The 23966-nt window shown below is 70.7% G+C and carries 19 protein-coding genes; 9 read left to right on the top strand and 10 right to left on the bottom strand.

Annotated elements, in window-relative coordinates:
- Window positions 1–78: 78 nt before the first annotated feature.
- On the bottom strand, window positions 79–927 hold the full coding sequence (locus tag AAHM41_RS26245; protein ID WP_342239555.1) for an alpha/beta hydrolase: 849 nt from the start codon (window positions 925–927) through the stop codon (window positions 79–81).
- A 97-nt stretch (window positions 928–1024) separates the two neighbouring features.
- Between AAHM41_RS26245 and AAHM41_RS26240 the strand changes: the two genes are divergently transcribed.
- Window positions 1025–1525, top strand: coding sequence for an SDR family oxidoreductase (locus AAHM41_RS26240; protein ID WP_342239554.1), 501 nt, complete (start codon window positions 1025–1027; stop codon window positions 1523–1525).
- A gap of 19 nt (window positions 1526–1544) precedes the next feature.
- Here AAHM41_RS26240 and AAHM41_RS26235 read toward each other — a convergent pair whose 3' ends face one another.
- Entirely contained in the window at window positions 1545–2444 is a 900-nt protein-coding gene (locus tag AAHM41_RS26235; protein ID WP_342239553.1) for an ROK family protein, read from the bottom strand.
- A gap of 51 nt (window positions 2445–2495) precedes the next feature.
- Complete coding sequence (locus tag AAHM41_RS26230) at window positions 2496–4955, bottom strand: glucan 1,4-alpha-glucosidase (protein WP_342239552.1); 2460 nt, start codon at window positions 4953–4955, stop codon at window positions 2496–2498.
- Here AAHM41_RS26230 and gnd point away from each other — a divergent pair.
- The 3 genes from gnd to AAHM41_RS26215 are packed head-to-tail and all read left to right on the top strand — an operon-like array spanning window position 4843 to window position 8447.
- Complete coding sequence (gene gnd, locus AAHM41_RS26225; protein WP_342239551.1) at window positions 4843–6081, top strand: phosphogluconate dehydrogenase (NAD(+)-dependent, decarboxylating); 1239 nt, start codon at window positions 4843–4845, stop codon at window positions 6079–6081. The genes AAHM41_RS26230 and gnd overlap by 113 nt on opposite strands.
- A 3-nt stretch (window positions 6082–6084) precedes the next feature.
- The gene (gene zwf, locus AAHM41_RS26220) at window positions 6085–7614 is read left to right on the top strand and encodes a glucose-6-phosphate dehydrogenase (protein ID WP_342239550.1); all 1530 of its coding nucleotides are present in this window, start codon (window positions 6085–6087) and stop codon (window positions 7612–7614) included.
- Window positions 7596–8447, top strand: coding sequence for an HAD family hydrolase (locus AAHM41_RS26215; RefSeq protein WP_342239549.1), 852 nt, complete (start codon window positions 7596–7598; stop codon window positions 8445–8447). The genes zwf and AAHM41_RS26215 overlap by 19 nt, the downstream gene beginning before the upstream one ends.
- Before the next feature lie 149 nt (window positions 8448–8596).
- Here the strand turns inward: AAHM41_RS26215 and AAHM41_RS26210 are convergent, their stop codons facing one another.
- Together AAHM41_RS26210 and AAHM41_RS26205 are read right to left on the bottom strand one after the other, a co-directional pair.
- The gene (locus AAHM41_RS26210) at window positions 8597–10003 is read right to left on the bottom strand and encodes a M20 family metallopeptidase (RefSeq protein WP_342239548.1); all 1407 of its coding nucleotides are present in this window, start codon (window positions 10001–10003) and stop codon (window positions 8597–8599) included.
- Window positions 10000–12327: a molybdopterin guanine dinucleotide-containing S/N-oxide reductase gene (locus tag AAHM41_RS26205; protein WP_342239547.1), complete on the bottom strand. Its 2328-nt coding sequence runs from the start codon at window positions 12325–12327 to the stop codon at window positions 10000–10002. The genes AAHM41_RS26210 and AAHM41_RS26205 overlap by 4 nt, the downstream gene beginning before the upstream one ends.
- Window positions 12328–12479: 152 nt before the next feature.
- Here AAHM41_RS26205 and AAHM41_RS26200 point away from each other — a divergent pair, with 152 nt between their 5' ends.
- Together AAHM41_RS26200 and AAHM41_RS26195 are read left to right on the top strand one after the other, a co-directional pair.
- Window positions 12480–13343 carry a YihY/virulence factor BrkB family protein gene (locus tag AAHM41_RS26200; protein WP_342239546.1) on the top strand — a complete coding sequence of 288 codons (864 nt, stop codon included), beginning with the start codon at window positions 12480–12482 and terminating at the stop codon, window positions 13341–13343.
- Window positions 13344–13501: 158 nt separating this feature from the next.
- Window positions 13502–14062 carry a hypothetical protein gene (locus tag AAHM41_RS26195; protein ID WP_342239545.1) on the top strand — a complete coding sequence of 187 codons (561 nt, stop codon included), beginning with the start codon at window positions 13502–13504 and terminating at the stop codon, window positions 14060–14062.
- A gap of 85 nt (window positions 14063–14147) precedes the next feature.
- Here AAHM41_RS26195 and AAHM41_RS26190 read toward each other — a convergent pair whose 3' ends face one another.
- A complete protein-coding gene (locus tag AAHM41_RS26190; protein ID WP_342239544.1) occupies window positions 14148–15683 on the bottom strand; it encodes an MFS transporter in 1536 nt (511 codons plus the stop codon).
- 25 nt (window positions 15684–15708) lie between these two features.
- Window positions 15709–16449: an SDR family oxidoreductase gene (locus tag AAHM41_RS26185; protein ID WP_342239543.1), complete on the bottom strand. Its 741-nt coding sequence runs from the start codon at window positions 16447–16449 to the stop codon at window positions 15709–15711.
- A gap of 101 nt (window positions 16450–16550) precedes the next feature.
- Between AAHM41_RS26185 and AAHM41_RS26180 the strand changes: the two genes are divergently transcribed.
- Window positions 16551–17189 (top strand): TetR/AcrR family transcriptional regulator, encoded by a 639-nt coding sequence (locus AAHM41_RS26180; RefSeq protein WP_342239542.1) that lies wholly within the window; start codon window positions 16551–16553, stop codon window positions 17187–17189.
- Here AAHM41_RS26180 and AAHM41_RS26175 read toward each other — a convergent pair.
- The 3 genes from AAHM41_RS26175 to AAHM41_RS26165 form a co-directional block, all read right to left on the bottom strand.
- On the bottom strand, window positions 17158–18423 hold the full coding sequence (locus tag AAHM41_RS26175; RefSeq protein WP_342239541.1) for a VTT domain-containing protein: 1266 nt from the start codon (window positions 18421–18423) through the stop codon (window positions 17158–17160). The two genes, AAHM41_RS26180 and AAHM41_RS26175, sit on opposite strands and share 32 nt — an antisense overlap.
- Before the next feature lie 88 nt (window positions 18424–18511).
- Window positions 18512–20713: a xanthine dehydrogenase family protein molybdopterin-binding subunit gene (locus tag AAHM41_RS26170; protein ID WP_342239540.1), complete on the bottom strand. Its 2202-nt coding sequence runs from the start codon at window positions 20711–20713 to the stop codon at window positions 18512–18514.
- Window positions 20714–20718: 5 nt separating this feature from the next.
- The gene (locus tag AAHM41_RS26165) at window positions 20719–21192 is read right to left on the bottom strand and encodes a (2Fe-2S)-binding protein (protein WP_342239539.1); all 474 of its coding nucleotides are present in this window, start codon (window positions 21190–21192) and stop codon (window positions 20719–20721) included.
- A gap of 76 nt (window positions 21193–21268) precedes the next feature.
- Here AAHM41_RS26165 and AAHM41_RS26160 point away from each other — a divergent pair, with 76 nt between their 5' ends.
- Both AAHM41_RS26160 and AAHM41_RS26155 read left to right on the top strand, forming a co-directional pair.
- The gene (locus AAHM41_RS26160; RefSeq protein WP_342239538.1) at window positions 21269–22216 is read left to right on the top strand and encodes a LysR family transcriptional regulator; all 948 of its coding nucleotides are present in this window, start codon (window positions 21269–21271) and stop codon (window positions 22214–22216) included.
- Window positions 22217–22345: 129 nt separating this feature from the next.
- Window positions 22346–23966 (top strand): hypothetical protein (locus AAHM41_RS26155; protein WP_342239537.1); only part of this gene is annotated, 1621 nt, incomplete at its 3' end.

Genomic DNA, 23966 nt, shown 5'->3' with positions numbered 1-23966 from the left:
CCCCCCCCCCCCCCCCCCCCCCCCGCCGAACATCGCCTTCATCACTGCCCCCTGTTTGTCGTTGTTGTCTCTCGAAATTCAGGTCGACTGTCGCCGCGCCAGCACCTCCCCGAAGAAGCTCTTCACCGCGCCCAGCAGCTGGCGGTCGTCATGGCCGATGCCGGGGATGGTGTCCTGCTGCACGGTGATGCCCTGAGCCTCCAGGCTGCGGCACAGCGACCGCATCCGGTCCTGGCGGTTGCGGCCGGCGATGTCGGCGCCCGGCATCCACCAGGCGTCGCCCGGCTTGACCGTGATCTCCCAGGTCTCGGTGTCGTCGCCGCCGATCACCATGTGCACCGGCACCCGGCGGATGGCGTCGAGGTCGAGCGGCTTGCCGAACACCGCCTCGAAGTTCCGTACCCCGACCCACCAGTCATGCTCGAAATCGAGCAGGGTGACGATTCCGGGCGCGCCGATCGAGGCGCCGAGCAGCCGCTCCGGATGCAGGTAGAGGAAGCGGTGGGTGAAGTGGCCGCCGCCGGAGAAGCCGTACATCAGCACCCGGTCGCCCTCGACCCGGTACCGGGCCTGGGTCTCGGCGATCATCGCCAGCAGCACGGCGTCGTAATGCAGGTCGCCGGCGCGCAGCAGCTTGTAGCTGGACAGGTCGCCCGGTTCGGTGATGCCGACCGGAAACAGCGGCGCCAGCACGATCACCCCGTGCCGCTCGGCGAAATCGGCGAAGCCGTCGCGGTAGCTCTGCATGCCGCGCTCGGTGCCGTGCACGATCACCGCCAGCGGCCAGCGGTCGCTGCCGTCCTCGTCGTAATCCTCCGGCACATAGGCGCAGTAACTGAAGCGCTGGTCGAGGCCGCAGGCATAGACCGTGGTCGCCCCGAAATCGCTGGATGTCAGCACCTTTCCGTGCCCGTGCGGCCGCGCCATGACGCCTCCCCTGCTTTGCAGTCAGGGGGAGTGAGGCATATTTTTGGATCGATGAAAAGCAGCTTCTCCGGAGATAGATTGACGCCATTGTCCTTTCGTGGATGAGAAACACAATCAGACTCTGACCGACGCGCAGTGGGATGCCGAGCTGGCACTGAAGCTGCACGGCGCACGCCGGCTGACCGTCGCCGCCTGGCCGGCCCTGAAGGAGGCTGGCGGATCGGTCGTGCTGATGTCCGGCAACTCAGAGCTGTTCCCGAAGGCGCCCTATACCGCGGTGGGCACCATCAACGCCGCCATCGTCGCCCTGGCCAAGGCCTTCTCCGACCGCGGCATCGCCGACGGCGTGCAGGTCAACAGCGTGCTGCCCGGCCCGGTGATGACCGGCCGCCGGCAATCCTACCTGCAGCATTGGGCGCCGCTGCACGGCATGACAGTGGAGCACGCCACGGCCGCCTTCCCGAAGGAGGCCGGCATCGCCCGCTACGGCGAGCCCGAGGAGATCGCCGAGCTGATGGCGTTCCTGGTGTCGCCGGGCGCGCGGTGGATGACTGGATCGGCGCTGCGCATGGATAGCGGCGAGGTCAAGTCGGTCTGACCTCCCGCCGGCGCCGGCATCAGGCCTTGGCGGCGCGCCGGGCCGCCGGCTTCCTGGCGGCCGGACGCTTGGCAGGGGCGCTCTTGGCGGGGGCCTTGGCAGGAGCGGCCTTGGCCGGGGCCCCGGCAGAAGCGGCCTTGGCCGGGGTCTTCGCGGGAGCCTTCTTGGCAGGAGCGCTCTTGGTGGGGGCAGCCTTGGCCGGCGGGCTCTTCGCCGCCGGCTCGCGCCACAGCCTGGCGCCGCCTTCGATGCCGGCGTCGTTCGAGGCGATGGTGACGCCCTTCGGCAGCTCGAGATCGACGCGCTTGGCGTTGCCGCCGCTGATGTGAATCCGGTCCGGGTGCAGCAGGATCTCCAGCACCTCCAGCATCCGCTTCACCCGCCTGTTCCAGCGCTTCTTGCCGATCTTCTCGTAGGCAGCGTTGCCGAGATACTCGTCATAGGTCTTGCCGCCCTTGGACAGCGGGTGGTGCGCCAGCTCCAGATGCGGCGCCGGCACGCCGTCACGGAGCAGGGCCGTGCCGACGCCCGTGCCGAGGGTCACCACCAGCTCCAGCCCACTTCCGTCGACCAAAGCCAGGCCCTGCATCTCGGCGTCGTTGACCATCCTGACCGGGGCGCCGCCCAGCCGCTTCGACAGGGCCGGCGCCAGAGCGAAGCCGGCCCAGTCCCCGGTGCCGAGATTGGGGGCGGTGATCACCCGCCCGTCGCGGACCACGCCGGGAAAGCCGACGGCGATGCGGTCGAAGGCGGACAGCGGCTTGACCAGCGCCGCGACGGTGTCGAGGAACAGCTTCGGCGGGCAGGGATGCGGTGTCGGCACACGCTGCCGGTCCGACCGCATCTGGCCGCGATCGTCGATCACGGCGGCCTTGAGCCCCGTGCCCCCCACATCGATCGCCAGGATGCCAAGCTTCACGCATTCCTCCTTGGTCGTTCCTTTCAGCATGTTGGGCTATGTCCGGCCGCGTCAACCTCCACCGGCCGCGCCGGCCGCCGCGTGGCCGGCCGCGACGCCGGTCTCGCCGTCGACCAGCACCAGGAAATCGGCACCCTCCCACCGCTCGGCGTCGCGCCACCGGAAGGTGAAGCGGATCCGCGTGCCGGACAGGGCCGAAGCTGTCGGCAGGTCGAGGACGTGCAGACCGAAAGGGGTTTCCGCAGTGGCGTCGTCGCGGATCGTGCCCCAGTCGTCCAGGGTCCAATGGACCGTCGCTGCCGCCGGCAAATCGAGGCGCAGGAGCTTGCCCGCCGGCAGGGCCCGCCGCTTCTGGTTGAAGCGCCAGCACCGGACCGGTGAGGTGACCTTGTCGAGCTGGTAGCGCTGCACCGGCTGTGGTGGCAGGTCGAACACCCGGCCGTCGCGCAGCGACCGCAGCAGCTTGATGTGCTCGGAATGCGCCCAGACCAGCGGCATGGCGCTGCCCGAGGGCCGGCCGCGGACCAGCTCGCGCTCCGGCACGTCGTCGGAATCCCACACCTGCTCCGGCAGCAGCCCGCCCTCCCCGGCCGAACGCTCCAGCGTCGCCAGCAGCGCCGTCGCCTCCTTGATCCGGCCGGCCGCCAGCTCGTAATGCGCCCGTTCGCCGGTCAGGAGCGGCCAGGCCCGGCCGATACCAGTGCCGTCGAAGGGCGCCCCATCCGCATGCTCGCCATAGCCGTCGTCATTGTAGCGGTACCAGACCGGGCCCTGCGGCAGTTCCGCCTTCAGCACCGCGTCGATCGCCTTGACCGTGTCGACGATGCGCGGATCGTCCGGGGCGCGCAGGCCGAAACGCACCAGAGCCAGCGCGTCGGGGCTGATCAGCAGCGCCGCCTTGCGCGCGTCGTCTCCCGGCGGCCGGTTCTTCACCGGCACAAAGCCGTCGAGCGGCGAGGCCGCGTCGGCCGTATCCACCGGAGCGATCCGGACATAGTAGCCCTTCAGGCCGAGCCGGCCGCAAATCGCGGTGCCCTCGGCGAAGGTCCAGCGCTCGACCTCGTCGTTCCAGGCGTCGGCGGTCTCGCGCAGCCAGCGCGCCTCTTCGGCCTGGCCGGACAGCTCGAGGATGTCGGCCGCGGCCAGCAGCGCCGCGATCTCCACCGCCAGGGTGAAGGGCGAATAGCCGGCATCCTCCTCCCACCGGTCCTGGCCGGTGACCGGGCCGTTGCGCAGGATGAAGCCGGCGGCGCGCCGCACCATCGGCACGAAGCGCGCCAGCTCGTCCCCGGCCAGGCCGCCCTCGCGCCGCAGCAAGTCGGCCAGCAGGATCGGGAAGGCGCATTCGTCCATCTGCACCCCGTTCCAATAGGGGGTGCCGTCGAGCCAGACATTCTGCGACCAGTGGCCATCCGCCTCCTGGATCGCCTGCAGATAGCCGAGGATCGCCTTGGCCTCGTCGACCGCCCCGGCGGCGAGGAAGCCGCCCGCGGTCTCGACCAGGTCGCGCGGCCAGACCAGGTGGTAGCCGCCGAGATCCTCGTCGCCCTTGTGGAAGCCCCAGGGGATCGACAGCGAGGCGATGGCGGCGCCGGGGAACTCGATGGTCTGGTGGCTGGCGAGGACCGCGGTGCTGGTGCGATAGGCCGTGACCGCGGAGCCGGCGGTGCCGTCGAGCGGCAGCAGCCCGGACTGCCAGCGGCGCCAGCCCTCGACATAGAGGTCGCGCGCATCGGCGAAACCGTTCTGCAGCCCGGCCAAGGCGTGATGCGCCGCCTCCTCCGGCCGCTCGCCGAAGCCGAGTGCCAGCAGGAAGCGGCCGTCGGGCGCTTCCGCCAGGTCGATCTCCCCGGCCAGGGCGATGTTGCCGGCCTCGGCCCGCCGCCAGGCCGGGTTCAGCTCGCCCCGCTGCGACAGCTGCTGCCAGCCGTCCGAGACGCCGACATAGCCGACCGAGCGGGCGCGCCAGGGCACCGAGGCGGCCAGGGCCAGCGAGACGCCGTCGGTGCCGCGGGCGAACAGCATCGGCGTGCCCTTGTAGTCGTCGACCCAGCCGGTGTTGTCGGCGCCGGCATTGACCAGGTGCGGCGCCAGCAGGGCGAACAGCCGGTGGTCGGCGGGCTCGCCCTCATGCAACGTAAAGACGACCTCCTGCAGCAGCACCGGGCCGCCCGGATGGGCCAGCACCGACTTCTCGATCCGCCAGCTTCCGTCCAGCGCGGTGTTGACCAGCCGGAAGGCCGGCACGCCGGCCTCGATCATCCGCGTCTCCGACCGCGCGTCGCGCTTCTCCTCGGCGAAGTAGCCATCGGGGCCGGTCACGATCAGCCCGAGGTCGCGGACGCAGGCGGTGTCGATTCGCGGGAAGTAGATCTCGTTCAGGATGCCGTGGCTGAGGGTGAACCAGACCCGGCTGGTGCCGGACAGGGCGGTGCCGACGCCCGACTTGGCGCTGGAGGTCCACCGCGCCGGCCCGCCGGGGGCGCCCGGCGGCTGCTCGACTCGATCCATTGCGACTCCTCCCTCGGCGCCCGATCGCCGCATCCCCGGTCATTCAGACTCGAAACCGGCGCGGCACGGGCGCACCATCGGCGACATCACGCGTTGGTACGCTACCATCAGCGCACCGGAAGGAAACGAGAGGATCGACGGAATGCAGCTCGGGGTGATCGGACTCGGCCGCATGGGCGGCAACATCGCCCGGCGACTGATGCGCGCCGGCCATGAATGCGTGGTCTACGACCGCAGCGCCGAAGCGATCAAGGCGCTGGCCGCGGACGGGGCGAAGCCGGCGGCGGATCTCGCCGGCCTGGTGGCCGGGCTGACGGCGCCGCGCGCGGTCTGGGTGATGCTGCCGGCCGGGGCGCCGACCGAGGACACCGTGACGGCGCTGGCCGGCCTCTTGAGCCCCGGCGACATCATCATCGACGGCGGCAACAGCTTCTACAAGGACGACATCCGCCGCGCCGCGGCGCTGGAGCCGAAGGACCTGCACTATGTCGACGTCGGCACCTCCGGCGGCGTCTGGGGGCTGGAGCGCGGCTACTGCATGATGATCGGCGGCACCAAGGCCGCGGTCGATCATCTCGACCCGATCTTCGCGGCGCTGGCGCCCGGCCTGGGCACGGTCGAGCGCACGCCGGGCCGCGAGGGCCGCGACCCGCGGGCGGAGTGCGGCTATATCCATGCCGGGCCGGCCGGCGCCGGGCATTTCGTCAAGATGGTGCACAACGGCATCGAATACGGGCTGATGCAGGCCTATGCCGAGGGCTTCGACATCCTGAAGAACAAGGATTCGACCGATCTGCCGGAGACCGAGCGCTACAGCCTGAACCTCGCCGACATCGCCGAGGTGTGGCGCCGCGGCAGCGTCGTCTCATCCTGGCTGCTCGACCTCAGCGCCATCGCCCTGGCCGAGAATGAGAGCCTGTCGGACTACACCGGGTCGGTCGCCGATTCCGGCGAGGGGCGCTGGACCATCATGGCGGCGCTGGAGGAGGCGGTGCCGGCCGACGTGCTGTCGACCGCGCTCTATGTCCGCTTCCGCTCGCGCCAGGAGCACACTTTCGGCGAGAAGCTGCTGTCGGCGATGCGCAACAAGTTCGGCGGCCATGTCGAACGGGCGGCGGGCGGCTGAGCCATGGCCGCGATGATCTCCCCGTCCCCTGCGAAGCCGGCCGGCACCCCGGCCGCGCCGCCCTGCACCTTCGTCATCTTCGGCGCCTCGGGGGATCTCACCGGGCGCCTGCTGACCCCCGCTTTGTACCATCTGGAGCGCGAGGGGCTGCTGGATTCCGGCTTCGAGATCCTGGGCGTCGACCGGGTCGAGACCAATGACGAGGGCTTCCGCAAGACGCTGGGCCAGGCGCTGCACACGATCGGCATCGAGGGCGCCATCGACGAGGCCGCCTGGGGCCGGCTGGCCGCCAACATCCACTACCTGACCGGCGATTTCGCCGACCCGTCGACCTATCAGGGCCTGGCGGCGCATCTGGACCAGCGGCAGCGGGCGACCGGCACGTCCAACGCAGTGTTCTACCTGGCGGTGGCGCCGCGCTTCTTCGCCCCGATCGCCACCGCACTGTCGGCCGCCGGTCTGCTGGACGAGAGCGACACCGGCTTCCGCCGGCTGGTGGTGGAGAAGCCGTTCGGTACGGATCTCGCCTCCGCCCGCGAGCTCAACGCCAAGCTGCTGGCCGTCGCCACCGAGAAGCAGATCTACCGGATCGACCACTATCTCGGGAAGGAGACGGTCCAGAACATCATGGCCTTCCGGTTCGGCAACGGCATCTTCGAGCCGATCTGGGACCGCGACCATATCGAATGCGTGCAGATCACCGCGGCCGAGACGGTGGGGGTGGAGCGGCGCGGCCGCTTCTACGACGCCACCGGGGCGCTGCGGGACATGGTGCCGAACCACCTGTTCCAGCTGCTGGCCATGACCGCGATGGAGGCGCCGAACTCCTTCGACGCCGACGCTGTGCGCACCGAGAAGGCCAAGGTGGTCGAGGCGGTGCGCGACCTGACGCCCGAGGAAGCGGCCCAGGTGGTGGTGCGCGGCCAGTACGGCGCCGGCACGGTGTTGGGCAAGCCGCGCGCGGCCTACCGGCAGGAGCCGGACGTGGCGCCGGACAGCCGCACCGAGACCTATGTCGCGATGAAACTGGCGATCGACAACTGGCGCTGGTCGGGCGTGCCGTTCTACCTGCGCACCGGCAAGTCGCTGGCGGTACGGCGGACCGAGATCGCGATCCAGTTCAAGAAGGCGCCGGCGGTGCTGTTCCGCGACGCGGTCAACGCCCCGACGCCGAACCTGCTGGTGATCCGCATCCAGCCGGACGAGGGCATCTCGCTGCGCTTCGCCGCCAAGGTGCCGGGGCGGGAGATGCGGCTGGGCCAGGTCGAGATGGATTTCCGCTATGCCCAGCACTTCAAGGCGGAGCCGCAGACCGGGTACGAGACGCTGATCTATGACTGCCTGACCGGCGACCCGACCCTGTTCCAGCGCGCCGACAACATCGAGGCCGGCTGGTCCGAGGTGCGGTCGATCCAGACCCTCTGGGCCGGGCTGACCGACCCGCCGGACATCTACCCGGCTGGCAGCGACGGCCCGGCCTGCGCCGACGAACTGCTGGCGCGCGACGGGTTCCAATGGCTGCCGCTGAAGTGACGCCGGGTGGCGCCCCGGCCGGACGCATCGCCCTGCTGATCTCCGACGTCGACGGCACGCTGGCCGACCCGGACAAGGTAGTGACCCCGGCGTCGGTGGCGGCGGTGCGCCGGCTGGGCGAGGCCGGCATCGGCTTCTCGATCGTCTCCAGCCGGCCGCCGCGCGGCCTGTCGGGGCTGATCGCGCAGCTGGGCCTGGCCCTGCCGCTGGGCGGCTTCAACGGCGGCACCATCTTCCGGCCGGACCAGAGCGTGGTGTCGGAGCTGACGGTGCCGGAGGCGGCGGCGCGGACCGCGCTGGCGACACTGCGCCGCTTCGGCGCCGATGTCTGGGTGTTCGCCGACAACCAGTGGCTGACGATGGATCCGGACGGGCCCTATGTGCCGCTGGAGCGGCACACGGTGGGGTTCGAGCCGACCATCGTCGGCAGTTTCGAGCCGTATCTGGGGCGGGCCGGCAAGCTTGTCGGCTCGTCCGAGGATTTCGAGATGCTGGCACGTTGCGAGGCGGAACTGCGCGGCGTGCTGGGCGGCAGCGCCATCGCCGGCCGGTCGCAGCGCTACTATCTCGACATCAACCACCCCGAGGCCGACAAGGGCCACGCGGTCGGCCGCATCGCCGCGGCGGCGGGGGTGGACCCGGCGGAAGTGGCGGTGATCGGCGACGCCGCCAACGACGTGCCGATGTTCAAGGCCGCGGGGCTGTCGATCGCCATGGGCAACGCCATCGACGAGGTGAAGGCGCTGGCCGATTTCGTCACCGCCGGCAACGACGCCGACGGCTTCGCGCAGGCGGTCGACCGCCTCCTGCTGCCGCGGGGGCCGAAGGCGTAAGGTCGGCGCCAACGGCGCGGCCCTGCCCCCTCACCCTCCCGTCGCTTCGCGCCGGGCCCCTCCCTCTCCCCGAGGAGAGGGAATGTTCACCTCTCCTTGGGGAGAGGTCGAAATCGCGCCAGCGATTTCGGGTGAGGGGTGGCCCGGGCCTATCCGGCCTGACGCTGCCGTGCCAACGCAGCGCCGCTCTCGCCGAGATCCCAGAACAGGCCCGTCATCATCTGCAGCCCTTCGCGGGCGAGCGGGGCCAGCAGGTGCTCGTCGGGGCCGTGCTGGCGGCAGCCGCCATAGGAGTGCGGCACCCAGACCGTGGCCAGGCCCAGCGTGCCGGCGAAGACCTCGTTCGGCAGCGACCCGCCGACATTGGGCAGCACCATCGGCGCCGCGCCGGTGGTGGCGGCGATCGATGCGGCGGCCCAGCGCGCCCAGGGGTCGTCGGGGTCGAGCCGCGTCGCCAGCATCGGCGTGCCGGATTCGCTGACCGCGATGCCGTGGAAGCCCTGCGCCTCGAGATGGGCACTGACCGTGCCGGGCAGGTCCGAGACGTCGGTGCCGACGACGAAGCGAAGCTGGCAATGCACCCGCGCCGAGGGCGGGATCGCGTTCTGCGGCGCGTCGGGCGTGCCGGCGGTGAAGGCCAGCACCTCCAGCGCGTTCCAGCCGAACACCCGCTCGGCCGGGCTCAGCCCCGGCTCGCCCCAGCCCTCGGCCAGCAGCGCGCCCTCGGCGTCGCGCGCGATGGCGACATCAGCCAGGGCGCGGCGCACCGAGTCCGGAACCGGCGGCGGCCGCAGCCCGGGCACGCGGATGGCGCCGCGGGCATCGACCAGCGCGGCGACGGCATTGGCCAGGATGGTGGCCGGGTTGGGCAAGAGGCCGCCCCAGTTGCCGGAATGGTGGCTGCCCTCGCGCAGGGTCAGGCGCAGGTCGAAATTGATCACGCCGCGGGTGCCCAGCGCGATCATCGGCCGGCCGATTTCGAGGCGCGGCCCGTCCGAGGCGATCAGCACGTCGGCGGCCAAGAGGTCGCGGTTCGCGGCGCAGATCTCGTCCAGGCCGGGCGAGCCGATCTCCTCGCTGGTCTCGACCAGGAAGGCCATGTTGAAGCCGAGCCGGCCGCCGCGGGCCTGCAGCACCTGCTCGACCGCGGCGATGTTGATCGAATGCTGGCCCTTGTTGTCGGCGGTGCCGCGACCGTACCACCGGTCGCCCTCGACCGTGATCCGCCACGGGTCGAGCCCGGCCCGCCAACGCGCCGGCGCGCCCAGCACCACGTCGCCATGGCCGTAGCACAGCACGCCGGGCAGGCCGTCGCCCTCCTGCCGCCGGGCGATCAGCGCCGGGGCATCGGGCGCGGCCGGGTTGGGGACGAGATGCAGGTCGAAGCCGAGCCGGGCCAGGCTGGGCCCGATCTCGCGCTGCAGATAGTCGAGCAGCGGCGCGCGGTCGGCCGCCTGGCTCTCGGTGCGGATGCCGATGCGTCGGTCGAGATCGGCCTTGAAGCCGCCCTCGTCGAAATAGCGCGCCGCCCCGGCGATCGCCTGCGAGCGGGTCACTCCGCCGCCTCGGCCCGCGGGTCGAGGATCACCGGCGGGTCGAAGGCGGTGACACGGGGGGCCGGGCCTTCGAGCTTGGCGATCTCGACCAGGCAGGTGTGGGCGCTCGGGCCCTGCCCCAGCCGCGAGGTGCCCTGGTCGCGGGTCAGGACGTTCGGGTTGCCGTGCTTGCATAGCGCCCCGACCTCGCCCGGCACCTCCGGGTCGTACCAGGCACCGGTGGCAAGCTGGATCACGCCCCGCATCACCCGGTCGGTGACCAGCGCCCCGGCCAGGCAGGCGCCGCGGTCGTTGAACAGCCGCACCACGTCGCCATCCTGGATGCCACGGGCGGCGGCGTCGGCCGGGTGGATCCAGACCGGCTCGCGGTCCGCCACCTTCTCGCTGCGGCTGGTCACGCCGGCGTCGAGCTGGCTGTGCAGCCGGGTCTTCGGCTGGTTCGAGATCAGGTGCAGCGGGAACCGCTCCGTCTCCGGCGCGCCGAGCCATTCCGCCGGCTCGAACCAGGTCGGATGGCCCGGGCAGTCGTCATAGCCGAAGCCGGCGATGCGATCGGAGAAGATCTCGATCCGGCCGCTCGGCGTCGGCAGCCTGTTGGCCACAGGGTCGGCTCGGAAGGCCTCGAGCAGGATCTTCGGCCTGGCGGACAGCGGCAGCTCGACATGGCCGATCTCCCAGAACTCCTGGAAGCCGGGCAGCTCGATCCCCGCCTCGGCCGCGGTGCGGCGGTCGGTCTCGTAGAAGGATTGGACCCAGCCCATCTCGTCGCGGCCCTCGGTGAAGGCCTCGCGGGCGCCGGCCCGGTCCGACAGCTCGGTCAGGATGTCGAAGTCGCTGCGCGACTGGCCGACCGGCGGGATCGCCTGCGGCATGGCCAGGATGTAGGGGTCGCGCGCGGCGCCGCCGATGTCGTTGCGCTCGAAGCTGGTGGTGGCCGGCAGCACGATGTCGGCGCGGCGGGCCACCGGGGTCCACCACGGCTCCTGCACGATCACCGTCTCCGGCTTCGCCCAGGCGCGCAGCAGGCGGTTGAGGTCCTGGTGGTGGTGGAACGGGTTGCCGCCGGCCCAGTAGACCAGCCGGGTGTCCGGATAGGTGATCTTGTGGCCGTTGTAGTCGTCGGTCTCGCCCGGCCGCAGCAAGAGGTCGGAGATGCGGGCGACCGGGATGTAGCGGCCGGTCGGGTTCGGGCCCGGGATGATGCGGGCGCGGCTGCGGCCGTCGCTGGCCGAGCCGACATTGGCCTCGGCGCCGTAGCCATAGCCGATGCCGCCGCCGGGCAGGCCGATCTGGCCCAGCATCGCCGCCAGCACCGTGCCCATCCAGTAGGGCTGCTCGCCATGATCGGAACGCTGCAGCGACCAGCTGAGGCTGATCAGCGTGCGCTGCGACGCCATGCGCCGGGCCAGGCCACGGATGGCGTCGGCGGACAGGCCGCAGATCGCGGCCGCCCAGTCGGCGTCCTTGGGCGTGCCGTCCGACTGGCCCATGAGATAGGGCAGGAAGCGGTCGAAGCCGCTGGTATAGCGGTCGACGAAGCCGCGGTCGTACAGCCCCTCGGCCACCAGGGTGTGGGCCAGGCCCAGCATGATCGCGGTGTCGGTGTTCGGCCGCGGCGCCAGCCATTCGGCCCCCGCCTCTTCCGCCATGTCGTCGCGCACCGGGCCGATATAGACGAACTGCACCCCGGCCTCGCGGGCGCGGCGGTTCCAGTCGCGCTGCTGGTGCTTGCCGGTGCCGCCCGAGGCGATCTGGCTGTTGCACGGCGGCATGCCGCCGAAGGCCACGACCAGGCGGCCGTCGCCGGCGATGCTGCGCCAGTCGGTGGTCTCGACCAGCACCCGGTTGAAGTCGCCGATGATGTGCGGCATCAGCGGCAGGGCGGCGCCGAAGCTGTAGTTGTTGACCGAGGCGGTGTAGCCGCCGGTGAAGCCCAGCATGCGGCGCAGCAGGGTCGGGGCGTTGTGCAGCCGGCCGGCGCTGCCCCAGCCGTAGCTGCCGCCATAGATGGATTCGGCGCCGTGCTCGGTCCGCACCCGCTCCAGCTCGCCCGCCACCAGCTCCAGCGCTGTCTCCCACGACACCGGCACGAAGGCATCGGCGCCGCGGCGGCTGCCGTCGCTGTTCTGCCGGTCGGCCAGCCAGCCAGCCCGGACCATCGGCTGCGGGATGCGGAGGTTGCCGTGCACCATGCCGGGCAGCGAGTTGATGATCGGCGACGGGTCGATGTCGCTGGCATAGGGCTGGATGCCGACCATCTTGTCGCCTTCGACGACCGCCATGACGGCACCGTAGTGGCTGGAGGACGGGCTCAGACGGGGCACGGCGGGTCTCCTGGTCGATCACGGTCGCGGCGAGCCCCAGATGGTCGCAGCCGAAATCGCGGCGTCAACCGGATTTCCGTCATGGCCGCCAACACTTATGGTCGGCGTGGGTGGAATGGAGGCGCAGAATCGCCATGACGGCGGAGACCAGGATGACGGAGCGGCGCTGGAAGCGCAGGGCGCGCCGCGGGGGCATCGTGCTGTGGCGGGTCTGGGGCGAGATCGGCGAGGACCGGGTGTTCGCGCTGGCCGCCGGCGTCGCCTACTACACCCTCTTGGCGCTGTTCCCGGCGATCGGCGTGTTCGTCTCGCTCTACGGCCTGGTCGCCGACGTCTCGACCGTGCAGCGGAACATCGAGGACCTCGCCGTCATCCTGCCGGCCGGCAGCCTGGAGCTGATCGCCGGGCAGCTGCAGCGCATCGCCAGCCAGCCGCCGAAGAGCCTGGGCCTCGCCTTCTTCGCCGGCCTCGCGATCTCGCTGTGGAGCGCCAATGCCGGGGTCAAGGCAATGTTCGACGCGCTGAACGTCGCCTATGACGAGGAGGAGCGGCGCGGCTTCGTGCGGCTCAACATGGTGTCGCTGCTGTTCACCGTCTGCGCCATCGGCTTCGCCGCGCTGGCCCTGACGGTCGTGGTGGCCGTGCCGATCGTGCTGAACCTCGTCGGTCTCGGCTCGGTCGCCGGCACACTGATCTGGCTGCTGCGCTGGCCGGCGCTGTACCTGGCAACGATCGCCGCCCTGACGCTGGTCTACCGCTACGGCCCCGGCGGCCGGCGCGAGCACTGGCTGAACTGGGGCGGCATCATCGCCGCCACCATCTGGCTCGGCGGCTCGATGCTGTTCTCCTGGTACGTCGCCCGCTTCGCCAATTACGGCGCGACCTACGGCTCGCTCGGCGCCGTCATCGGCTTCCTGACCTGGATCTGGCTGTCGACGGTGATCTTCCTGATCGGCGCCGAGCTGAACTCCGAGATCGAGCGCGAGCGGGACCGCAGAATCCGGCGGGACTCCTGAGGCCATGCCTAGACCCAAGGAATGACTCGCCATCCGCGACCGGCTGTGACTTGATTCTAGCGCGTGAAGCCCATTTGATTGGAGCGTCTGAGGTCGTGGCGTCCCTGACCGACGGGAGCAATGCGCCGGGGCGTACACACGAGGGAGAGCGAAGAAAGATGGCGATCAAGCAGCGGGCCCCCCAGCGGCTAAAGCAGATGCTGAAGAGTTGCGGCGCGCGCGTGGATGCCAGGGTGCGGGAACAACTGGCGGCGCTGCCGGCCGGCTGGACCCGGCCGGTGACCGGCATGTTCGCGCGGGTCGAACGCATCCTGACCGACGAGGAACGCCAGACCTTCCGCTGGACCGAGGTGCGCGACCGCGACGGGCGCCTTGCCGCCTCCTGGTCCGGGGCGCGGGATTCGGGCGTGCTGATCGACCAGATCGTCGAGGAGGCAGTGACCGACCTGTCCGACACCGGCCCGGCCGGCTGGAAGAATTCGGCCGCCGAGTTGGCCACCAGCATCCGCGGCATGGCGGCGAAGGCGCCATCGCCGGCCGCCGCTGCCAAGGCCGCCGCCGCCGCGCTGCCGATCATGATCGCCGAGGCGCAGGCCTATTTCCGCAATCCCGATGCCGAGGCCGGCGCCATCACCCAGCAGATCCGCGAGGCGCTGCAGCGCCTGGACCATGAAGCGCGCCGGTCGCTGCGCGCCAAGCTGATCCCGGACGCGTCGTAACCCTTATCGTAGGTTGGGTTCGCGACCGCGAACCCAACACTAGCCCGCGCGAGAGTTGTTGGGTTCGCCCAAGTGCGAGCCCAACCTATGTCTCGCAAGCCTTTGCCGTTCGCACCATGGCCTCCGGGTCGCGCCGGCGCAGCAGGGCGTAGGCGACCAGCGCCGCCGCCAGGGTGGCGGCCACCAGCACGGCCAACATCGCCTGGAAGGCGACGCCATAGGCCTGGGCCAGCGCGGCATGGCCTAGGCCGGGCAGCAGCGCCTCGGCCCGGCCCATGTCGCCGCCGGCCAGGGCGTTGACCGCGTCGGCCACCCCGGCCTCGTTGCCGGCGGCCCGATGCAGGCCGGACTGGCCGAGCGCCACCACCAGGGCGCCGGCGGCGGCGATCGCCACCGCTTCCCCCGCCACCCGCATGGTCGAGAAGATCCCGGTGGCCATGCCGGCGCGCTCGCGCGGCACCACGCTGACCGACAGGTCGTCCATCAGCCCCCAGGGCAGGCCGGTGCCGATGCCGATCACCAGCATCGGCAGGGCCAGGGTCACGACCCCGGCGCCGACCGGGACGGCGGCGAGCCAGCCGAGGCCGAGCGCGGCGATCGCCAGGCCGACCGCCGACAGCACCGCCGCCGGGATCCGGCGGGCCAGCATTCCGGCCAGGAACGGCACCACCGCCATCGGCGCCGACAGCGCGATCATCAGCCCTCCGGCCTCGATCTCGCTCATCCCCTCCGCGCCGATGAAGCGCACCGGCAGCAGCACCAGCGGCACCACGAAGCAGACGGCCGTGGCGACCGGCAGGAGCTGCGCCCCGACGAAGCGCGGATAGCGGAACAGCGACAGGTCCAGCATCGGCCGCCGCACCCGGGTCTCGACCGCGACGAACAGGGCCAGCATCGCCGCGGCGCCGAGCAGCAGGCCCAGCACCACCGGGCTGCCCCAGCCATCCTGCGGCCCCTGCATGATGCCGAAGGTCAGCAGGCCGAGGGCGGCGGTGAAGCTGAACAGGCCAGGCCAGTCGACGCCGGTGGCGCCGGGGTCGCGCGATTCCCGCATCCGCGGCACGCCGAACAGCAGCACCAGCACGCCGATCGCGGTGCCGGTCAGGAAGATGGCGCGCCAGCCCAGCGTCTCCACCAGCACGCCGGACAGGATCGGGCCGAAGGCCAGGCCGATGCCGAAGCTGGTGCCGAGCAGGCTGAAGGCGCGGGTGCGGGCCGGGCCTTCGAACTCCTGGGCCAGCGAGGCCGCGCCGCCGGCCATGGCGATCGAGGCGGCAATGCCCTGGGCGCCGCGCAGCAGGTCCAGCGCCACCACCGATGGGGCGAAGCCCAGCACCAGCGACAGCAGGGCGAAGCCGGCCACGCCGATCGCGAACATGCGCTTGCGGCCGAGCTGGTCGGCCAGGGCGCCCGCGGCCATGACGAAGCTGCCGAAGCTGAGCACGAAGGCGTTCACCACCCAGGCCAGGGCCACCGGGCTGCCGCCGAGCTCGCGCCCGATCGCCGGTAGCGCCACGGCCGGGCCGGTGAAGCTGAGCGGCATCATCAGCCCGGCCAGGCAGACGGCGCCCAGCACCCAGAGGCCGTTGGCGGCCTCGTCGGAGACGGCGCGTGCGGTCATCTCGTCTCTCCCCTGTTCGTGATGCTCAGATCGACATGCCGCCGTCGATGGTCAGCGCGGCGCCGGTGACGAAGCGGCTCTCGGCCGAGGCCACCCAGGCGACCAGCCCGGCGATGTCGTCGCCGCTGCCGTAGCGCGGGATCGCCATCAGCGACCGCAGCGTGTCGGCGCGCGGCCCATCGGCCGGGTTCATGTCGGTGTCGGTCGGCCCCGGCTGCACCAGGTTGACGGTGATCCCCTGCGGTCCCAGGTCCCGCGCCGCGCCCTTGACCAGACCGGTCAGCGCCGTCTTCGACAGGGTGTAGAGCGTGATCCCGGCCCCCGGCACGCGCTCGGCCAGGTTGCTGCCGATGACGATGATCCGCCCGCCCTCCCGCAGGTGCCGGGCGGCGGCCTGGGCGGCGACGAAGACGCCGCGGACATTGACCGCGATGCTGCGGTCGAACTCCTCGACCGTGAATTCCGCGAAGGGCTTGTGCACGGCGATGCCGGCATTGGCGACCAGGATGTCGAGCCGGCCGAGCCCTGCCGCCGCCCGGTCCACCGCCGCGGCCGCCGCGACCGGGTCGGCGCTGTCGGCCTGGATCAGCAAAGCACGCCGGCCCGTCGCCTCGATGTCGCGGGCCACCTCCGCCGCCCGGTCGGGCGAGGCGCTGTAGGTCAGGGCCACGTCGGCGCCCTGCCGCGCCAGGCGGCAGGCGATGGCGGCGCCGATGCCGCGGCTGGCGCCGGTGACCAGCGCCACCGTTCCGGACAGGTCGGCCATGGAATGCTCCATATCTTTAATGATCGATAAACAAATAGCTGGCGCAGTTGCATTCCGAGGTCAAGGGAATTATTTATGGATCGTTAAAGAAAGGATCGGAGATGGCGGAGCGCGGCCGACCCCGCGGTTTCGACCGGGACGTGGCCCTGCGGCGGGCGATGGACATGTTCTGGCGGCACGGCTATGAGGGCGTGTCGATGGCCGACCTGACCGCAGCGATGGGCATCGCGGCGCCCAGCCTCTACGCCGCCTTCGGCAGCAAGGAGGCGCTGTTCCGCGAGGCGATCGCACTGTATCGCGCCACCGACGGCTCGGCCACGCGCCGGGCGCTGGACTGCGAACGGACGGCGCGCGGGGCGATCGAGGCGATGCTGCGCGACAATGCCGACGCCTTCACCGACCCCAGCCTGCCCAACGGCTGCTTCGTCATCCTCGGCGCCATCAACACGGCGCCGGAGCATGAGGGTGTGCGCGCCCATCTGCTGGATTTGCACAAGGAGTCCTGCGGCCTGATCCTGCGCCGGCTGGAGCAAGGGGCGGCGGCGGGCGAGCTGCCGCAGGGCGTGGATCTGGGCCCGGTGGCCGGGTTCTATTCGACCGTGTTGGCCGGCCTGTCGATCAAGGCCCGCGACGGCACCGGCCGCCGCGAGATGCATGCCATCATCGACCACGCCATGGCGGCGTGGGATGCGATGGTGGCGGCCGCTCCTAAGCCGGCGGGCGCTGCCAGCGGCGGGTGATGCGGTACACCGAGGCCGGCGGGACATTCGCCACCGCCCGGCCGATCTTCACCGCCTTGAGCCCGAGCCGGTCGAGGATGGCGCGCGGGATCGGGCAGCGCGGCCCGTAGGTGAACTGGTAGAACGCGCCATCCGGCCGCAGATGGCGGAAGGCGCCGTCGAGGATGCCGATCACCGTCTTGGCCGGCATCGACAGCACCGGCAGGCCGCTGACCACGGCGCCGGCCTTCTCGCTGTCGAAGGGATCGGCAGTGCCCAGCCGGGCGGCGTCCATGCACAGCACCTGCGCCGCCGGGTAGCGTTCGCGCAGCAGCGCCGCGAAATCCGGCCCGGCCTCGACCAGCGCCAGCCGCGATTCCGGCACGCCGCGACCGAGCAGCGCCCGGGTGAAGGCGCCGGTGCCGGGCCCGAGCTCGATCACCGGCCCCGTCTCCGGCCCGATCTCGGCGGTCATCGCCGCCGCCAAAGCCCGCCCCGAGGGCACCACCGCGGCCACCCGCAGTGGCGCCTTCAGCCAGGCGCGGAAGAAGGCGAAGTCGTCGGCCGCGTCCTGGCGGCGCGAGGGACCGGTCGCAGGCCGCGGCGACATCGCGGCTCCCGACATCAGGACCGGCGGCGCGCCGTCGGAGGAGACGGCGACAGCCTGCCGCCGGCGGGAGAAGCTACGCCACATCATCGTGCCCATCAGCTCCAGAGACAGCAACGCGACCAGCACCGTCAGCGCGAGCGAGGATGCGTTCGGGTTCGGTTCGATCAGCGACGCGGCGGCATAGCCGGTGCCGATGAACAGCCCGTTCCACAGCCCGATCCCGAGGGCGGTCGCAGTGAAGAACATCAAGGGGCGGGCCCGCAGCAGCCCGGCGACTCCGGGCACCACCAGCCGCACGGTCGGGACCAGCTGCGCCACCAGCGCGAAGACCGCCCCGCGGTCGCGCAGCCAGGCGATGCAGCGGTCGACCCGCGCCGGCCCCATGCCGAAGAAGCCGGCGGTGCGGCGCAGCAGCGCCCCGGCCCGTGCCTCGCCCAGGCCCCAGCCCAGCCCGTAGAACAGGGCGCAGCCGGCGATGCCGCCGATCACCGTCATCGCCAGGGCCAGCGGCAGCGACCAGTAGCCCTCGCCGACCGCCACGCCGACCGCGACCAGCAGGCCGTAGGAGGGCAGGATCGGCAGCAGGCGCTCGACCAGCATGAGGCCGAACAGTCCGGCGACGCTGCAGGCGGCGATCCAGGGCATGAGGTCTCCCAGCGGGTCCAAGGCCGACTCCCCTGTTATCATAATGGCAATGAGAAGGTCAGGGGAACGCGATAGCGGCGCGCTCCGCTTATATGAGGCTCAGCGGCAGGGTGCGGCAGCGGCGTTGCGTCGCGGCGAACAGGGCGTTGGCCAGCGCCGGCGCCACCGGCGGTAGCCCCGGCTCGCCGAGTCCACCCCAGGGTCCGTCGCTGCGCAGGAACCGCACCTCGATATCCGGCGTGGCGGCGAGGCCGAGCAGCGGATAGTCCGGAAAGTTGCGCTCGACCACGGCGCCGGCTTGAACCGTGATTTGCTCCGCGATCGCGGCGCTCAGCCCCATCACCACCGCCCCCTCCACCTGCTGCCGCGCCGTATCGGGATTGCAGACGTCGCCGCAATCGACCGCCGCGATCACCCGATGCACCGCCGGCTTGCCGCCGGGGCCGATCGTGGCCTCGACCACATGGGCGACCACCGTGCCATAGGCCTCGGCCACCGCGATGCCGCGGCCCGTGCCCGGCCGGAGGGGCGAGCCCCAGCCGGCCGCCCCAGCCGCCGCCTCCAGCACCCGGCGGTGGCGCGATCCCGGCGGCAGCAGGTCGCGGCGATAGGCGAAGGGGTCGCGGCCGGCGGCATAGGCGAGCTCGTCGATGAAGCTCTCGCTCCAGAAGGCGTGCTGGGTGTGGTTGACGCCGCGCCAGGAGCCGCGCCGCACCGGGTCCGGCACCGCCACCGCGCGGATCGACTGGTGCGGGACGGCATAGGGGATGCGGAAGGCCTCGACCGGTGCCGGCATGCCGTCGACATAGAGCTGGGACCAGGCCAGCGGCGTCCCGTCCGGCGCCAGGACGGCGCGGATCCGGGTGGCCAGGCGCGGCCGGAAGGTGCCCTGGGCGAACTCCTCCTCCCGGCTCCACACCAGCTTCACCGGATGCGGCGCCGCCGCCTTCGCCAGCGCCACGGCCTGGACGAAATAGGCCGGCGGACCGTCGTCGCGTCCGCCGCGCCGGCCGAAGGAGCCGCCCATCGGCAGCGGCACCAGCGTCACGTCCTCCGCCGCCAGCCCGGACAGCACGACCAGCTGGCGCCGGGCGACCAGCGGATTGTGGTCGCCCGCCCAGACCGTCAGCCTGCCGTCGGCGAGCTGCGCCGTGACGGTGATCGGCTCCATCGCCGCGTGGTGCAGATGCGGCACCCGATAGGTCGCCTCGACGATGCGGTCGGCCGGGGTCCGTGCCAACACCGCTGCGGCGTCGCCGATCTCTACTCGCTCCTCAGCCTCCTGTTCGGCCAGCGCCCGGTCCTGCCCCGCGTCTATCGTGGCGCAGGATACCCCGCCATGACCGGCGTCGGAGAAGCGCGGCGCCAGCGCCGCCAGCCCCTTCTTCGCTGACCATGTGCCGCGGGCGATCACGGCGACGGCATCGTCCAGCCGCACCACCTGCTCCACCCCGGCCACCGCCAGGGCCGGAGCCGGATCGACCGACAGCAGCCGTCCGCCCGGCACCGGCGCCGCGGTCACGGTCGCCACGCGCATCCCCGGCAGGGCCAGGTCGATGCCGTAGCGGAAGGCTCCGGTGACCTTGGCGGGGGTGTCGAGCCGCGGCACCGGCGTGCCGATGATGCGCCAACGCTGCCGCGGCTTCAGCGGCGGGCTGGCCGGCACCGAGAGCTCCGCCGCCTCGGCCGCCAGCTCGCCGTAGCGCGCCGATTGCCCGTTGCCGGACCGGATCACACGGCCGCCGGCGGTGACCAGCGCGCCGGCCGGCACGCCCCAGCGCCGGGAAGCGGCCTGGATCAGCATCTGCCGCGCCGCGGCGCCGACCAGGCGCATGCCGACCTGGCCCGTCATCCGCACCGCGGTGGAGCCGCCGGTCTGCTGCAGGTCGATGAACCGGGCCGCGGCGGCGAAGGCGGCGTCGACCGCGCCGTCCAGCACGCCGGGCACCGACCAGTCCTGCAGGGTCCAGCCTTCGGCCAGGAAGCGGTTGGCGAAGGCGCGGTCGGCCGGCGCCTGAGCCGCGCGCACCTGCGCCCAGTCCGCGTCCAACTCCTCCGCCGCCATCATGGCCAGGGCGGTGTGCACCCCCTGCCCCATCTCGGTGTGCGGGACATAGACCGTGATCGTGTCGTCGGCGCCGATCTTGAGCCAGCCGGCCAGCAGCGTGCCGCCATCCTGTTCCGCCAGCTGCCGGGCGCGGGCGTCGAAGCCGCGGTCCCAGGCCCGCCAGCCGAGCGCCAGCCCGCCGGCCCCGGCGACGGTGGCGGTGAGGAACCAGCGCCGTTTCATCGCCGTCACGCCTGCGCCGCCAGGGCGCGGATGGCCCGGCGCACCCGGGGATAGGTGCCGCAGCGGCAGAGATTGGTGATGGTGGCGTCGATCTCGGCATCGGTCGCCGACGGGCTGGCACGCAGCAGGGCGGCCGCCGCCATGATCATGCCGGGCTGGCAGTAGCCGCATTGCGGCACCTGGATCTCGACCCAGGCCCGCTGCACCGGATGCAGCCCGTCGGCCGGCGAGGGCTGCACCGTCTCCGCCAGCCCCTCGATGGTGGTGACCGCGGCGCCGGCCGCCGAGCCGACCGGCACGCTGCAGGACCTGACCGCCGCGCCATTGAGATGCACGGTGCAGGCGCCGCAGGCGGCGACGCCGCAGCCGTATTTCGTACCGTTCAGCCCGGCCGCCTCGCGGATCACCCACAAGAGCGGCGTCTCCGGGTCGCCGTCGAAGGCGAAGGGCCGTCCGTTCAGGGTCAGGGCGATGCTCATGCCGGTCCCTCCCTCAGCGCGATGAAGGCTATGGCGCCTCGCTTTGTCTCGCTATCCGGAATAATCTGCAGTGGCCATGAAGAAACCCTTCACAATAGAGCGCAGCCAGCTGGACGGCGTGATCGCCGTGCTGCGCGTCGCCGAGCGCCGCAGCTTCCGCGCCGCGGCGGCGGAGCTGGGGGTCTCGCCCTCGGCGATCAGCCAGACCATCCGCGGCCTGGAGGCGCGGCTGGGCGTGGCGCTGCTGACCCGCACCACCCGCAAGGTCGGGCTGACCGAGGCCGGGCAGCGCTTCGTCGAGCGCGCCCGGCCGGCGCTGGCGGAGATCCTGGCCGCCTTCGACGCGGCCCAGAGCCTGGGCGAGGAGGTGACCGGCCTGTTGCGGCTGAACATGCCGCGGGCGCTGGTGCACTTCCTGGCCGAGCCGATCCTGATGGAATTCCAGACCGCCCATCCGGCACTGCAGATCGAGATCTTCGCCGATGACAGCCTGGCCAATATCGTTGCCGAGGGCTTCGACGCCGGCATCCGCCTGGGCGAGCTCCTGGAGGCCGACATGGTGGCGGTGCGGCTGACCCCGCCCTTCAAGTTCGCGGTGGTCGGCGCGCCCGCCTATTTCTCCCGGCACGGACGGCCGCAGCGGCCGGAGGACCTGCACCGCCACGCCTGCATCGGCACCCGCCACACGCCGCAGGGGCCGATCTATCGCTGGGAGTTCGTCGACGGCAACCGCGCCTTCGACATGGCGGTGGCCGGTCCGGTGATCGTCAACAGCGGCGGGCTGAACCTGATGGCGGCCGAGCTGGGCATCGGCCTCGCCTATACCGCCGCGCCGGCGGTGCAGGAGCAGGTCGCCGCCGGGGTGCTGGAGCCGGTGCTGGAGGAGTTCTGCCCCGGCACCCCCGGTCTGTTCCTGTACTATCCCAGCCGGGCCCAGGCCCTGCCCAAGCTGCGCGCCTTCATCCAGTTCGTGCACGACAAGCTGCGGCCGGGCACGACGGCTTATATTGGGGCGCCGGGGTGAAACTGACGCCGCTCGGTTTGAAATAAACTTTTCACGACCTCTGGTGACTTTGCGCCGTGCTTCTATAAGAATTGTCTTTTCCGCCTTGGCCAAAGCGGGACATCGATGACCTTTTTTAAGATGACATAAATGTTCGACATTACCGGCGATGACATCGCAAAGCTCAATGACGCAGACCTTCGCACATTGGTGGCACGATTGGCACTCGCTGAGCTAGCGGCGCGGGACGCGCCGCTCTCGGCGGTCACAGCAGGCGGAAATCAGGATGCCGCTGATGGTGGCCTTGATGTTCGGGTGGAATCAGGGGTGCCGCTGACCGCGCCCGATTTCGTTCCCCGTGCCCAAACAGGCTTCCAGGTAAAGAAGCCCGATATGCCTGGTTCAAGCATCACTAAGGAGATGCGGCCGGAAGGCACGCTGCGGGATGTCATCGGTGCACTTGCCGATGCCGGTGGCGCCTACATTATCGTCAGCGCCCAAGGATCGGTTGCCGACAAGCCCTTGCAAGACCGTAAGAAGGTAATGCGAGATGCGCTCGCTGGGCATCCAAAGGCAAACGCATTGCTGACGGATTTTTATGATCGCAATCGGTTGGCGAACTGGGTCAATCACTATCCGGGTGTAGCCGCATGGGTGCGAGGAAAGATCGGCGGCGACATCTCTGGGTGGCTACCCATAGGCGATTGGTCTGGGACCTCGACAGTCGGAGGTGGTGATTATCTTTTCGATGGGAAGACGTGCCTGATCGACGAAAGATCGAGGCAGCGCGAAAAGCTGAGCCTGATTGAAGGAATTGAGCGCATACGAGCGTCGCTGCGCGAGCCGAGGCAATGTATCAGGCTTATCGGCCTCTCCGGCCTCGGCAAAACTCGCCTCGTCCAAGCATTGTTCGAGACCGGCATCGGAGGCGCCCCGCTCGACCCGTCTTTGTCGGTTTATACTGACTATTCGGATGAGATAACCCCCACGGCACGGGAGATGGCTCGACGCCTCGTACAGGCAGGTCAGCGTGCAATCCTTATCGTCGACAACTGCAATCCGACCACTCATACAGAGTTAGCCATCATCTGTTCGAGCGACCGCAGTAAGGTCACTCTCATCACGATCGAATACGATGTTCGCGACGACGAGCCCGAACGCACCGAGGTGTTCCGCCTCGAGAGTGCGTCATCTGATCTGGTCGAAGAGTGGCTCAAGCGGGATTTCGAACATGTCTCGCAGAACGATCGCCGGCGTATTGCCGAATTTAGCGATGGTAATTTTCGGGTTGCCCGTGCATTGGCCGAGACCGTGCGACGGGGAGAAACGCTGGGACAGCTCAGGAGCCGAGAACTGTTCGAGCGGATCTTTCATCAACGCAACCAACCCGACCAACAGCTATTGCGCGATGCCGAGACGCTGTCGCTTCTCTATTCGTTCGATGGCGTGGACGATTCCGTAGAAAGCGAACTGACCCGGCTGGCCGGTTTTGCCGATCGTACAATCCCGATCCTCTATGCATCGATTGCAGAACTCCACCGCCGGGGCGTCGTTCAGTCCCGCGGTCGTTGGCGTGCGATCCTGCCGCACGCGATCGCCAATCCGCTGGCGGCCAGGGCGCTCGAACGGATTCCTGTCAGTGCCTTTGACGGCTTCTGCGCATCTTTGCCAGCAAGGATGCTAAAATCCCTGTCGCGTCGGATAGGCTATCTTCATGACAGTGACCACGCACAGGCGGCTGTGGCGAGATGGCTCCTTCCGAATGGCCCGC

This window comes from Inquilinus sp. OTU3971 (assembly GCF_038440215.1).
This window is presented reverse-complemented; position numbering and strand designations above follow the sequence as displayed.